At 40.9% G+C, this 14,392-nt stretch carries 10 protein-coding genes; 6 read left to right on the top strand and 4 right to left on the bottom strand.

Annotated elements, in window-relative coordinates:
- Nucleotides 1-30: 30 nt before the first annotated feature.
- Nucleotides 31-669 carry an OmpA family protein gene (locus tag H8B21_RS10730; protein WP_190313743.1) on the top strand — a complete coding sequence of 213 codons (639 nt, stop codon included), beginning with the start codon at nt 31-33 and terminating at the stop codon, nt 667-669.
- 34 nt (nt 670-703) lie between these two features.
- Complete coding sequence (locus tag H8B21_RS10725) at nt 704-1,468, top strand: PRC-barrel domain-containing protein (RefSeq protein WP_190313742.1); 765 nt, start codon at nt 704-706, stop codon at nt 1,466-1,468.
- Between the two features lie 76 nt (nt 1,469-1,544).
- Here the strand turns inward: H8B21_RS10725 and H8B21_RS10720 are convergent, their stop codons facing one another.
- Genes H8B21_RS10720 through H8B21_RS10705 form a run of 4 tightly spaced genes read right to left on the bottom strand, consistent with a single transcriptional unit; the run spans nt 1,545 to nt 6,961 of the window.
- A complete protein-coding gene (locus H8B21_RS10720; RefSeq protein ID WP_190313741.1) occupies nt 1,545-2,474 on the bottom strand; it encodes a hypothetical protein in 930 nt (309 codons plus the stop codon).
- A 19-nt stretch (nt 2,475-2,493) separates the two neighbouring features.
- Nucleotides 2,494-3,546 carry a hypothetical protein gene (locus tag H8B21_RS10715; protein ID WP_190313740.1) on the bottom strand — a complete coding sequence of 351 codons (1,053 nt, stop codon included), beginning with the start codon at nt 3,544-3,546 and terminating at the stop codon, nt 2,494-2,496.
- Nucleotides 3,547-3,592: 46 nt separating this feature from the next.
- Entirely contained in the window at nt 3,593-5,932 is a 2,340-nt protein-coding gene (locus H8B21_RS10710; protein ID WP_190313739.1) for an alpha-L-rhamnosidase-related protein, read from the bottom strand.
- A gap of 30 nt (nt 5,933-5,962) precedes the next feature.
- Nucleotides 5,963-6,961, bottom strand: a complete 999-nt coding sequence (locus tag H8B21_RS10705) for a hypothetical protein (protein ID WP_190313738.1) — start codon at nt 6,959-6,961, stop codon at nt 5,963-5,965.
- Between the two features lie 223 nt (nt 6,962-7,184).
- On the opposite strand from H8B21_RS10705, the gene H8B21_RS10700 reads away from it, so the two are divergent.
- The 4 genes from H8B21_RS10700 to H8B21_RS10685 all read left to right on the top strand — a co-directional run bounded on the left by H8B21_RS10700 (nt 7,185) and on the right by H8B21_RS10685 (nt 14,367).
- Complete coding sequence (locus H8B21_RS10700) at nt 7,185-7,748, top strand: RNA polymerase sigma-70 factor (RefSeq protein ID WP_190313737.1); 564 nt, start codon at nt 7,185-7,187, stop codon at nt 7,746-7,748.
- An 87-nt stretch (nt 7,749-7,835) separates the two neighbouring features.
- Nucleotides 7,836-9,005, top strand: coding sequence for a FecR family protein (locus H8B21_RS10695; RefSeq protein WP_190313736.1), 1,170 nt, complete (start codon nt 7,836-7,838; stop codon nt 9,003-9,005).
- A 210-nt stretch (nt 9,006-9,215) separates the two neighbouring features.
- The gene (locus H8B21_RS10690; RefSeq protein ID WP_190313735.1) at nt 9,216-12,677 is read left to right on the top strand and encodes a TonB-dependent receptor; all 3,462 of its coding nucleotides are present in this window, start codon (nt 9,216-9,218) and stop codon (nt 12,675-12,677) included.
- A gap of 13 nt (nt 12,678-12,690) precedes the next feature.
- The gene (locus H8B21_RS10685) at nt 12,691-14,367 is read left to right on the top strand and encodes a RagB/SusD family nutrient uptake outer membrane protein (protein WP_190313734.1); all 1,677 of its coding nucleotides are present in this window, start codon (nt 12,691-12,693) and stop codon (nt 14,365-14,367) included.
- The last annotated feature ends 25 nt before the right edge of the window (nt 14,368-14,392 follow it).

Genomic DNA, 14,392 nt, shown 5'->3' with positions numbered 1-14,392 from the left:
ACAAAAAATAACATTAAATAAATACAGATTATGGCACATTTAGAAGTACAACCTAAAAGCGGAACACCCTGGTGGGTCTGGCTTTTGCTTGCAATCATCGCACTGGCAATTATAATATTTGCCGTAAATCAGTGTAATCCAGATTCTACAGAGACGGGAGTAACGGACACCACTGCTAACTCGACAATAGATCGGTCAGAAGTGTTGGCCGCAACAGAGCCAGACTGGAATTCGGTAGATTTTAACACACCACAATCTACTAATCCGGATATTACAGATACAGATATTATGACACGCGAAAACGCGGATTACACGATTTATACGATTGGTGAAAATATCCTGTTTGCAACGGATCAAAAAGAAATTCAGGGTAGTTCCGAGACGAAACTCAAACAGATTGCAGACGCTTTAAACGAACGTTTCAAGGGGGCGTATATTGGTGTATATGGTAGCGCCGACTCTACGGGGACAGCTTCGCATAACAAAGAATTAGGTGCCGAACGTGCTAACGCGGTAAAAGACTGGTTGATTAACAGTGGTGGTATAGAACGAAGTAAAGTATCAACTCATTCATTGGGCGAAGAAGAGCCCGTGACGAGTAATGCGACTAAAGACGGAAGACAACAGAATCGTAATGTACAGATTGTTGCGTTTCGACATAAACAATAAATAGTACATATTGGAAACTTAGAAAAACAAAATCATGGCATTAGAAGAAAACAAATACGACCATCTGGTTGAACTGGGTGGAAGTGATTACGAGATAGTAGACGGGGAACCAAATATTAAAGGATGGGATGTGAAAAATGAACTTGGTCAGCAGATCGGTGAAGTAGATGAATTGCTTTTCAATCCAGACAGCCGTAAGGTTCGCTACCTTGTGGTTGATCTAGATGGCAACGAATTAGGTATTGAGGACGACAAGAAAATTTTGGTTCCTATCGGCATTGCTGATTTATATGATGATGGCCTTATTCAGGACACAGATAACCGCATTGCGGAGGAAAATGAAATTTCAGATCAGGTAGACCGCAGATTGGAAGACGATCCTGCGATTGCTCCGCAAGGTTATGCAGGTGAAGGCACGTACAATCCAGATGATGACGGAAAAGTGGTCGTTATTCCGGTAAACGCACAACAGATTATGCTATTGCCCAGCTATGTAAAAGACCGTGTAGATCCCGAAACAGAATTGTCGGTCCGCAGGATTTTTGAAGGACGCGATGAAGCCGGTCTTCCCATTGTAGTTACGGATTATAACCGTGATGAATTTTATACACACAGTCATTTCGATGAGGATAGGTTTTACCGGAGACGTAGACCATCTTCTATAGAAGATATTGAAGAGAACCGTGATGATATGACAAACGATCCGAGCACATTTGACACAGAGCGTAGTAGCAGAATTGTAGAGCGTCGTAAAAGAGAAAACGATTCTCTAGACCCTGACAGAGACGACTTATTATAGTTTTATTTCTACAAGTATATTATTCAAGGTTAAGCAAATTGAAGGTGCCTTATTAAAAGGCACCTTTTTTATACTTTCACATGGACATCTTATACCGTGTAAAAGCCGTAAAATGACTGAGTTCAACCATACTTATGTTACTGCCACTTTCGACATAATTTGGAAGTTCAAACAGTACGCCTAAAAACGCAATTCGGTATTTGGATAAATCTTGTGAAAGACCAATATTTGAATCCTTTATTCCCTTTAGCAAATTTTCTCTGGTAATTGATACTTTGAAAAATTTCTTTTCAGCGTAAGGTTTAGACTGTAAGCTTTCCGACTTGGGATATTTTGTAATATATTGGCTATTAGACTCTAAAGGACTTGAAATAAAACTGGTGTAGGTATCATGATTGTTTGCCGATTCTTGGTAGGTTCCTCGCGACTCATAAACGGGAATAATATAGGCAAACGTCTTATTACTGCCTTCATCATGTAGATAAATCCCAAAACTTAGTTGTGTTACTGGGGCTCGATCGGCTGAAAAATCAGAAGATCCGGTTTTTCCATCTTTATCTTCCAATTTAACATGAGGTACAGCAGCCCGCATTTGCAAAATAAGTTCATTGGACGTTGCCCAAGGTGTCACCTTTTTTGTTGTACTAGGTTGTTTGCTGATCCAAATATGTGGGCCGCCTCCTTGTATAGGTTTATATAAATTTCTATGATTTAAATCTTGTGTATTTATAACCATCCGGATATTTCCCTGTGAGTTAATGACTCCAGATTTTTCCAATGATATGCCGTTATCGATGAACAGATCACCTATATACCTCGTTTTAATGACTAATTGATCTAGAGATTCGTCTCCTACATAATCGGGAATAATGGTATTCACGTTTTCACTTTCAGCAACAATAACTTCTTCTACCGATTGATTTAAATTAGTGTTTTTACATCCAAATAAAAATGTTAAAACGATTATTGAGCTAACCGGAAATTTAAAGAATTTTCTTTTTTTCATTTGTCCCAGAATAAGTTTATTAATAGGCTATCAAACTTAAGTTACGGGTTTTCATCGTGCCAATATTGAGCCCGGTACATTCAAATCCCATTGTAAAAAGAGATACCTTGTAATCGTTGTATGATTGCGATTCAAGTAGATATCCTCTGCTCCAGGCTTCGTTCAGCCCTTGCTTGATCTGGGATAAAAGATCTCCTTTCACGGTCTTCCATTGCCCCTGTACAAGACCAGTGGTACTAAAGGATGCCAAGCCTACATCGTAAATAAGCTGACCACTAAATATATCTTCTCCAATAGAGAGTCCGGGCAAGCTATATCTATCGTCAAACAGCATAATTAAGAAATACATAGACTTGCCGTAGCCAGCACTGCTGGGATTGAGATTCTGGACAAGGAACACGCAGCTGAACTGCAAGGCATGGATAGCAGAATTATATCCTGCTTTCTGGTTTCTTGCATGGTAGTCCAGATAGGCATCAATCTGGAAATTGAGGCTATCCAACGCTCCGATAAATGGTGTTGCGCTGCCTAACCAACCATCGGGATCCGCAATCCTTTGATCGATAATCAAATGAGGAAACGGTTGAGACGATGTTCTATATGTATCACCAAACTCATTTTGACCATTGATGGCAAAAATAATATCCCTATCTGTAGAAGACGCTGGCCCTATAGTAATCGCTTTATTTGAATCGGCAAAACGGTATGAACCGGATGATAGGGGAGTTGGTGTTGCACCATATAAGGAGGAGTTACTATACCACTGAGACAAATTCCATTTTGGAGACGAACCTCCTCCAGCATATAATATTGATCCCTGTACCACGCCGGTGGATGGATGGAGTACATGGAATCCATGTTGGAAATTTTGATCGGTTAACAAGGATAGAGGACTTGTTAAGGCAAAAAGATGCTCCGATGTCCCGACGCCTTTTGATAGCCCATCGCTAAATTCTTCTTGTCCATCGTGCGCTTTGTTACAGCTACTTAAACCGAGGAAAACGATGCCAGCAAGCAAAGCTATTTTTGAAAGTCTGTAAAAATAGCGTTTAAGGTTCTTTTTTGTTCTCATAGAAATACAATTAGTTAATGGATCTCCTTATGCGGGAGTATGTGGTTTATATTTTGTTTGTTCCAGCAGTTAGCTTGATTGATTTGCCCTTATACCCATATGTTCCCGAAACACCGTTCGGGAGCGTAATTTCTCCAGATAGCTTGTCTATCTCTTTTTTTAGATATAGTTTTATAATACCTGATGGATGAGGGATTTCAGCCTCAATAAATTCTAAACTCCCGAGATTTGGGCTTATTTTTACGGTTTTGAATCCCGGTGAATCAGGTTCTACACCACATATTGTAGCCAAAAAATCATAATTAGGGCTGGCACTCCAGGCGTGGCAGTCGGATCTGGAAGGTTCAGGGCGTTCCGCAAAAGTCGTCAACCCTAGGTCTAGCATGTCTTTCCATAATTGCAATTGATCTACATATCTATTAGCTAAACCTGCTTTTTTCATTGCCCTTATAAGATAGAAGCGGTAAAATAGTGTCGCTTGTATGAGAGAAGTATCTGAATCTAATCTTAACAAGACATCGGCTTGCTCTTTTTTAGGGATTGCATCGGCTAGTATTCCCATGATGTTGGCATGCTGGCTATAGCTGCTCCTTTTAATATCGTCTGCCAGCAATTTACGATGCGGATCATAACAATGTGTTAAAACAGCATGGTTTATCTTATTATGAAGTAACCGATATTCCTTTGCTTTCGCATTTTCACCGAAGTAGGACATCAAATCAATAGCATCTTTTAAGGTATAGGCAAACTGAAGACTAATAATAGAAGAACCTCCTTCTATTCCCCCCGGAGGAACACCGCCGGAAGGCCGCTGTGCAGACCAAGGCCATTCGTTTGGCCAATCGACAAAGTTCCAGTGGGACATTGGTCCAAGCATGCCCGTAGCAGGATCGACACGTTCGGTATACCAACGTATTATTTGTTGAGCAATCGGTAAATACTCCTTTACAAAGTTTTCATCCGGCCTGTGCATCCAGTAATCATGCAACATATTGATCCAATACAACGAGAATGGCGGAATAATCTGTATTCTTTGTGCTGGATAACGGCTTTGTAAGATGCCTTCACGGACTAAAGAAGACGCTAGGTCGGTAATAGCTTTGCGCATTAAACGGTCATCCCCACTTACATAAAGTGATATCAGGGATTGAATGCGGGTATCTCCGGTATATTGCATACGCTCGTAGTATGGGCAGTCGTAATAGAGATCTACCGCGCATAACCTTGCTGTGCGCCAGCCTGTTTTCCAGATCGTGGACAACACCGGATTGCTGCTTTCGAATCGGCCAAGCTCTTGAAAAGGGTATCCGACAAATGTACAGTCAAGCTGTTCAATTATCAAGGGCTGCTCTTTTGTCTCTATATCTAGCTGTATATATCTGAATGTCTTAAAATTCAGCGGACTATAAGGTCTGTGCTTACCTCCATCTGGGTAAATAATATCTTTAACCCCAAGTAGTTTCTTTCCATCGATTTCATCTCTATTTCCTTTATTCCCTTCCGTATCGTACAATGCCTCTGCATAGGCAATGGATAGACTCCCTTGCTTGCCACCACTTAATACAACTTCTATAAAGGCATTTGTGAGATATGTTTGATCCAATAGCAGGCTGGCTTTTGTAAATGGAGGAATAGTGATTGCCCCTTTTTCTAAAAAAAGGCCATTCATCGTAATCCCTGATGCTCGTCGAACATGCATGGATTTTTCTGCCTTCAATTCCGGTAAAGGGATGTTGCGAGGCTGTAGCGCACGTATATATTCTGTTCCCTCGCCATAGTTCATCCCTCTCTCTTGAACGGCCGCTTCCTCCCAATGAGAATCGTCATAATCAACCTGCTGCCATCCCCAAGGATAAAGTGAACCGTAGATTTGGTCTGCCGGTTCGATATCAATTACCTCCATGTGTTCTAAAGAAGGTTTATATGCTTTATTTTTTTTTGTTTTCCAGCTCTTGTCCGTATTTAATACCTGTTCTGCTTCACCGTCACCTTGCATAATGAACCCTGTAGATAATGTCATTTGTGCACCCGGAGTCCATTTGCCATAGTTTACTACTTGTAGAGTAATGACATTTTCTCCTACTTGAAGATAAGGAGCGATATCTATCGTATCGTAATTCCAACGTAATGGCGAGCCTGCTGCCGGCCCACGGTTAATGCAATGGCTGTTCACGAAAAGGACATAGCGCTGATCTGCAGATAGGTGGATAACGAAATGACCCGGTGAATGCGGAATATTGATTTTCTTTCGGAACAGATGAACCCCATAATCAAGAGAAGAGGACGAGCTCGGAGCAATCCAATGTGCAGTCCAATTTAGGGCGCTGGCCTTTTGTACAATAGCAAAAAATATCCATAGATACACAAACAAAATCTTTCTTGTCATTTTTCTTTTTTTATAATGGCTTTCTCGGTATTACTTTGAAGGTAGCTTCTCGACAAGCATATAGATATCAAAATTCTTGAATTCCACTCCAGCATCAATGGGCCCCGGATTTTCCCAGCCAATATTCATGCTTGTAAGCTCCATATCCTCCCATTGGCTGTCTTTCAGATAACCCTTGTTCTTTGCTTGCTCAAACGCCGTCAATAAATACGGTAAGATGTCTTTATGTATAGATAACAGCTTGCCGTCATGCAGCGATCCTCCCATGACATCTTTACTCCCTGCCATGTAAATAAATTTTTGGGATGCATCATCTTTTCCCACATCGGCAGCTTGATAAATTTCGACATCTTTATATCGATAGTCATAGAAAGGAAGTCCGAACCAGAGGAAATCTTTATAGCCTTCAGCATCAGGGTTATTATTTTGAAGGGTAAGGAATAGTTGAAACTGAGCGGTATGCAGTTGCGGATTTAAATCTTCTTTTGCTGTTTTCAATTCGACAGCTATTAAGTCCACATCCATTTTTACGAAGAGATGTCTGGCATTGGTTAGGGGTCTAGGGCTCTGGAATCTCTGTTCTAATAGCAGATGTGGCCAATATTCTCCGTCAGCCCTTATTTTGCTATATTCGTTTCCGGCATTTAAGAACATCTTAACGGCCATCGTACGGGTGTCTTCAGAAAAAGCAATTTTTTTTAGCTCATTTTCATAGATTACTTCTCCGTTAGTTAATCTAGGCGTTTCCTTCAATAATTTTTTTGATCCCCATTCTGCTAATCTCCATGCTGCCATAGTATCGTTTTGCAACTTTCCGAAGGGGTAGATAAATTTGTCTTCTACCAGCTGGCCGGTGTTCGAACCAACTAACGCGATGCCTTTTTGAAAAAAGCGATCTTCTAATATAGAAATCGTATCATACACTTGTTGCCCATGTTGTCCGGTATGTGCATTATGTGAACAGCTGATCATCGAAAGAAAGATCGCATAAGCACCTAAAATCCTGTAATTCTTTTCTTGTTTTATCATTGTAAGGCCGTGTTTAATTTCCATTATCATTGATTATATCAAATGACTATCTTGAACTGTTATTTATAGGTATGATAAAATGCATAAATCCCTTACTCCAATTTTTTTATTTATTTTACGCAAAATATCTTTTACCATGACAGTCCATGACAGAAAGATGAAAAAGAAACTTTACTTTTGTTGCTATGCTTGATAACTCGAGCGAGTTAGCCTTTTTAAACTTATGCATTCTTACCCAGATTTTACAGACAACGAGCTCATAGATTTGTTGAGGCAAGGAGACGAAAATGCCTTTACGGAGATTTACAATCGCTATTGGAAGAAGCTTTTTACGATTGCATCAAACAGGGTGGATAGTTTGGAAGATGCAGAGGAAATCGTTCAGGATATTTTTATCTCTTTATGGAATAGAAAGAATGATTTGCAGATTAGACTAGAGCTCTCGAGTTACTTGGCAGTCTCTGTGAAATATCGGGTATTTCAAACGTTGAACAGGTATTTTCAAAAAAGGAAATATCTTGATTATATTCTTACAAAAGAACAATTCGACAATTCTACACAGCAGCTGCTTGACTTTAAGGAACTACAGCATGAGTTGGCCAAATATGTACAACGTCTGCCAGAAAAATGTCAATTGGTTTTTCGACTCAGTCGTGAAGAAGGCTGTACCCAAAAACAAATAGCCGAAAAACTAAATCTCTCCGAAAAAACAGTGGAAGCGCATCTTGGAAAAGCATTCCGAATACTCAGAATAAAACTGAGCAGCTTCCTGACAACTTTATTGTAGAATAAAGCTAAAACTTTCTTTCAAAAAAATATGAATCACCACTAAGGGAAGTAGTGGGTACAACACACCTATTATTAAAGCGATACTATGAACTCAACGAATCGATATCAAGAATTGGCCAATAAATGGTTAGCGGGCACTATCAACGAAACAGAAAAGATGGAACTTTCCGCATGGTATAACAGTTTTGATGACGATACTATAGATATTCCTGATTCTTTTTCCGAAAGTGAATCCGAGCTAAAGGACAGAATTTTGGCAAAGGTCAAGGAAAGGGTAGATATACCCTCTCCACATCGTCGTATTCGTTACCGGTTCAATAATTTTAGGACAGTAGCGGCGACGGTGGCATTTTTCTTTTTGATTGGGGTCTGTTATTATACGATGGTGGCACCTAGCGTAGAGACGAAACATTCTCTTAGTCTTAATGATATATCTCCCGCCGATAATAAAGCGAATCTCACTTTTGCTGATGGAAGGGCAATTGAGCTGGACCAGGAACAATCGCAACTAATCATCGATGGCGACGTACAATACTTAGACGGTACCAAGCTTTATGACAAGCACGATAAAAATAGCACCCAATACGCGATTTTATCTACACCTAAAGGAGGACGATATCAATTGAGGTTGGCTGATGGTTCCAAAGTGTGGTTAAACGCATCTTCCTCCATACGGTTTCCTTCCGAATTCAACGGATCATCCCGTACGGTTGAATTGCTCCGCGGAGAAGCATATTTTGAAATTAGTAAACAGACGTCAAAGGATGGATCGCGTATCCCTTTCTTTGTGAAATTGGATCAGCAACTAGTAGAAGTATTAGGCACAAAATTCAATATCAATAGCTATGTGGCAAAAAAAGGCGTTGTAACAACAGTTACGGAAGGCGTTGTAACCGTACAAAAGCTGGATGCTCTAAGCAAACAAAAGCCTGATAAAGTAAAATTGACTGCAGGCAGGCAAGCTATAGTCGATCATTCAGGTATTAAGGAAAACCAAGTTGATGTGGAAGGATTTACAGCATGGAAACAAGGATTTTTCTATTTTAACGACGATGACATCCATGCCGTAATGGACGAGTTTGCAAGGTGGTACGACATCGACGTTACGTATGAAATAACGGGATCAAATGATCTTTTTTCAGGTTACATACCTCGAGATGTAACACTTGGGCAGGCTTTACATCTTTTAAAGGTTGCAGGTGTCAATTTTGAACTAAGAAGTGAAAAGAATCTAGTCGTAAAACATAAAAAATAGATATATGATAGAAATAAAAGATCCTTGAGAGTTGTATTGCCTAGTATAGATCAAAAAGCCGGAAATGCTCGCTACATTTCCAGCTGAAATTTGGACAAACAAACTAGACTTTTTTGTGTAAACAGTATCCATTTGTAAACCAAACCATACAAAAGTATGCATTTAAAATTATTATCAAGCTTGTTGTTTTTACAACATAGACAAAATCTTATGCGATTGAAATTAACGCTTCTATTATTAACATTTTTTTCCGTACAACTCTCTGCCAATGTATATGGTCAGCGGGTTACACTTAGCGAGCGTAGAGCTACGCTTGGATCGGTAATTAAAAAAATAGAACAGCAAACAGGTCTAAAATTTTTTTACAATAAACGCGATGTTGTCGTAGAATCTGTGAATATCAATGTACAGAACGAAAGCCTGCAACATACACTGGAGTTGCTTTTCAAAAACCAACCCTATGGCTATGAAATACAAGATAAAGTCATTGTACTTAACAAAAAAGAAATACCATCGATTGTCAATAGACCATCCAATGCCCACAACATAGACCAGAACCACAATATACAAGATCCTTCCTTCATCCAACAAGTCATAACCGGCATCGTAAGGGATCAGGCAGGAAATATCCTTGTAGGCGCTTCCGTAGTACAAAAAGATGGTAATATCGGAACTGTAACAGATGCCAAAGGGGCTTTTTCCATTACCGTCCCTGGCGGAACGGATTTACATATCTCCTATACGGGGTTCATCAGCCAGACGGTCAGAACAGCAAATCTTAACTATATCGAAGTCACACTTATGGAAGACGTGCAAAATATGGAAGAAGTCACGGTTGTAGGTTATGGCACGGTAAATAAGAAAGACCTGACTGGTGCAGTAACGGGGATAAAATCCGAAGACATCATGCAATCTCGACCAGTTTCCCTTGTCAATGCCATGCAAGGACGGATGGCCGGTGTACAGATATCTTCCCAATCGGGAGAACTTGGTGCCAATTCACGCATATCTATCCGCGGAGCTACTTCAGTATACGGATCTTCACAGCCTTTGTATGTCATAGATGGTATTCAAATGGATGTCAATGCCAATGAGATAGCTTCCGCAAAAATGGGTAACGGTAGTCAATTAGATCCTTTGGCCAGCATTAATCCTGCGGATATCGAATCGATAGAAGTATTGAAGGATGCTTCGGCCACCGCGATCTACGGTTCCAGAGGAGCTAATGGTGTTATCTTGGTCACAACAAGGAGCGGTAGAGCCGGAAGAAGCCGGATCAATTACGATGGAAATGTCAACCTTGGTGTAGTCTCGAAAAGAATTGATGTACTAGGGGCTTCCGACTTCATCGATTATCGAAAGATAATCGATCCGAATTCGCCACTGTTTTATTCCGATTCGAATAGAGACGGTGCCTACAATGAACTTGATTCTCCTCTAGATCCCTACGCCCTACCTAGCCATGACTGGCAGGACGAGATGTTACGTACAGCCATATCGCATAACCATAACCTTTCGCTGGATGGAGGTAACGAAAAAACGCAATATTCTGGAAGCGTTGGGTATACAAAATATCAAGGGATTATAATCAACAACAATTACCAGCGAGTTACCTCCCGTCTAAAATTAGATCACCAGTCTACGGAAAGGCTCAAAGTGGGCACAAACTTCAATACGTCGTTTTCGAAATTCAACGGCGCCAGCCAGAGTGGTGGAGAAGGAGGGACATTCAACGGTGTCGTACAGAGTCTGGTCACATCACGCCCTGTAGAAGTATTTGTCCCCTCATGGGACAATACTGGAGTATATGTATCGCCCATATCCATGTTGGAAGATGCCATTAAAAGTACTTCTATCATCCGTGCTAATATGAATGCGTATGCGGATTATAAAATTATGGAAGGATTAACGTTCAATACCTCCGTGGGTGGTATACTTTCCAGCTCTAAAGGCGACGAATTCTATGGTAAAAATACGGAATGGGGAGCCGGCAATAACGGGCGGGCAATAGTTTCGGAAAGTAGAGCTTACAATATTGCCAATACCAACCAGCTGACGTACAAAAAAGATTTTGGATGGAGCAAATTAGACGCCATTGCCGTCTTTGAGTCAAACCACTACAATTACGAATCGTTTGGTGTGGACAACGGTAACTATCTCGATGAAAATAACGGCCCATACAACATATCCAAGGGATCGGTTCTGAATAGCTTATATTCATTTCGGGATGTAAATAATCGCGTTTCTTATCTTTCTAGAATAAACTATGACCTGTACGGACGTTATCTTTTTACGGTCAGTCTACGCGCAGATGGCTCGGACAAATTCGGAAAGGCTAATCGATATGGCTATTTCCCTTCTGCGGCAGCTGCATGGCGGCTGTCCGAAGAAAAATTCCTACAAAATGTAGATTTTCTAAGTGATTTAAAATTGAGGCTGAGTTATGGACGCACCGGCAACGAACGTATCCCGTCACATCAGTATATGGCGAATATGGAAAATACTTATTATAACGGTACACTCGGGCTTTCACCATCGACCATGGCCAATCCGGATTTGAAATGGGAAGCTACAGATCAGTATAATGCCGGACTTGATTTAGGTATATTCAATAATCGGATACAGCTAACCATGGATGCCTATCGGAAAATTACAAACGACATGCTCATGCCCGCGCCGGTGCCTTCTCAATCAGGCTTCTCCTCACAATGGAAAAACATGGGGCGCATAGACAATGAAGGCATAGAAATACAATTGTCGACCGTAAACATTAGAAACAGCAACTTCGAGTGGTCTACAAACTTTAACATAAGCACCAATAGGAATACGGTGAGAGATTTAGGTGGCGTAGATTTTATCCCCGTCAATATCGGTGGAGGTTGGATTACCAATGTTGGCCGTGTCATGATTGGCCATCCGATAGGAACGGCGTACGGGTATGTTTTTGACGGCGTATATCAATTGGATGAGTTTACCTGGCAGAACAACAGCGATCCTAGTATTCCTTTTGACGATAGAAGCTTTACGTTAAAAGATGGCGTAGTCAGTGTACAAGGAACAAATGTGAAACCCGGTTCATTTAAATTTAAAAACTTGAATGGTAGCGCAGATAATATTGTTGATGAGGAAGACCAAACGATCATTAGCCGTAGCAATCCTAAATTTTTTGGCGGTATCAATAATACCTTCCGATATAAAGGCATTGAACTATCCATCTTTTTAAATGGGTCTTACGGAAATCAAATTTTTAATGAATCACGTTTCCGTTTGGAAGGAGGAACTCCACTTGCCTGGTTAAATTTATCACAAGATTTTTGGAATAACCGATGGACTCCAGAGAATCCAACGAACGAATATGGAACCTTCAGTCTCGATACCAAAAATACAACTTCTATGAAAACCTCTAGCTATTACGTAGAGGATGCTTCGTTTTTACGGTTGAAAACCCTGTCTTTGGGATACACGGTTCCGAACGATTTGTTAAAACGTGCTGGAATGGGCAATGTATCCAATCTTAAACTATATGCGACCGCAGACAACCTGTATACGTGGACGAGTTACACTGGTTTTGATCCGGAAATAGATTCGAACAACGCATTATTGCCCGGATTTGACAGGATATCGTATCCGCGTACACGTTCCATAATTTTTGGTATAAACCTAACTTTCTAAATTTACTAAGTATATGAAAACGAGTTATTTATATTATATTTTGCTTTCTATAACAATATTCTTTGGCGGTTGCGGTAAGTTTCTGGATACAACCCCATACTCCAATACTGTGGTAGACAATTTCTATAAAACGGCCAGCGACGCCGAACTGGCTCTTACGGGCTGCTACAATACCGTAGTTGCGGCTGTCGCTCAGGGCGAATGGGGAAGAGCTTCATTCAATTCAGGGATGCAAACATTGCTTGATGGAGGTACGGACGAAACTATTATGCGCGATGGACTCGCTGACCCGCTCTTTGGAGCTATTCCTACAGCAGCTTTTACGGAGCAGCATGAGCTTCTCAAATTCAGCTGGAGTTTTCTATTCAAAGGGATCAATAGGGTAAACTACCTGTTGGATCATATCGATGGCGTCGATATGACGGAAGCCAGAAAGGAAGAGATTAAAGGCGAGGCTCGCTTTCTCCGAGGGTTCTTTTACTATTACGCAGGTATACTCTATGGCGGTGCTCCTGTCTACACCACTTCGGTACAAGATCCTATGGCGCCACGAAATAGTTTACAGGAGGTATTTATGCAAGTATTGGATGACCTTCAATATGCTTATGATGTGCTTCCTCATCGGGCAACAATTCCGGGGAGAGCGAATAAATGGTCTGCAGCGGGTTTTTTGGTAAAATCATATAATTACCTCGCCAGTTCAAAAATGAATGATGTCGGTAAAAATCTAAATTTTGAATTAAACAGTTTTGACTGGGTCAATTCGACCGATTTGTACACAAAGAGCAAAGTTGTATCACAAGATATCATCGATAACAGCGCATATAAACTCACGCAACATTACGACTACCTTTTTAGAGAAACCACGGAGAGTGCCCAGTACGAAGAATGTCTTTTTACAGGAGAGTCTACGTCTGCACAAGTGTCAAGCAATGATTACGGTGCGTGGTTGTTTTATTTGATACCGGTGGGTGCTACGAACATTACCGGAGGTGGGTACGGTTATTATCGTCCTACGGCAGAGATGTACTATAACCTATACGATGCCAATGATCCGAGGAGAGCGCATAACTTAGGCGGTATGTTGGTTGATCGGGAAAATGCAGTTGAATTTATAGATGGTGTGAAATATTTTATGCCTCTGCCGGCTACCCCTGAGGATGAAAACTATTGTATTACGAAGTTTCGTTACAAAGATCCAAGCATAAAAAACATCAATGTTGCACTTTCCGAAGGAAACTACCCAATACTGCGCTTCGCCGATATCCTGTTACTAAATGCGGAGGCTGCGTATTTCACGGGCGATGAAGCTGCGGCTAGAAGTAGACTTACCGAAGTTAGAAGAAGAATCGCCCGCGAAAACATTGGGAATACAGCTCCACAGGTTTCCTATCTGGACTCGCGTTATAGGCGATCAAACTTTGTGACCGAACTGCTGGAAGAACGCTCGCGCGAATTATGCTTCGAAGCACAGCGCCGGACGGATCTTATACGTTTCGGCAGGATGGAATCTGCGATAGCGGGATTGTCAGACGGAAAAGGAGAAAACAAATCCCGGTGGAATGTTATCGTACCTATTATGCAGGAAAATTGGGACAAAGCTCCTTACAAAATTTGGTTCCCCATACCGATAAACGATGTTTTGTTAAACCACAATTTAGTACAAAACCCCGGATATCAATCCAGGTAACAGGAAGGTTTTTATAGATGAATTA

It is taken from the genome of Sphingobacterium chuzhouense (assembly GCF_014692525.1).
Taxonomy (GTDB): Bacteria; Bacteroidota; Bacteroidia; order Sphingobacteriales; family Sphingobacteriaceae; genus Sphingobacterium; species Sphingobacterium chuzhouense.
The sequence above is the reverse complement of the archived record's forward strand: the minus strand, read 5'-3'. Positions and strand labels throughout refer to the sequence as shown.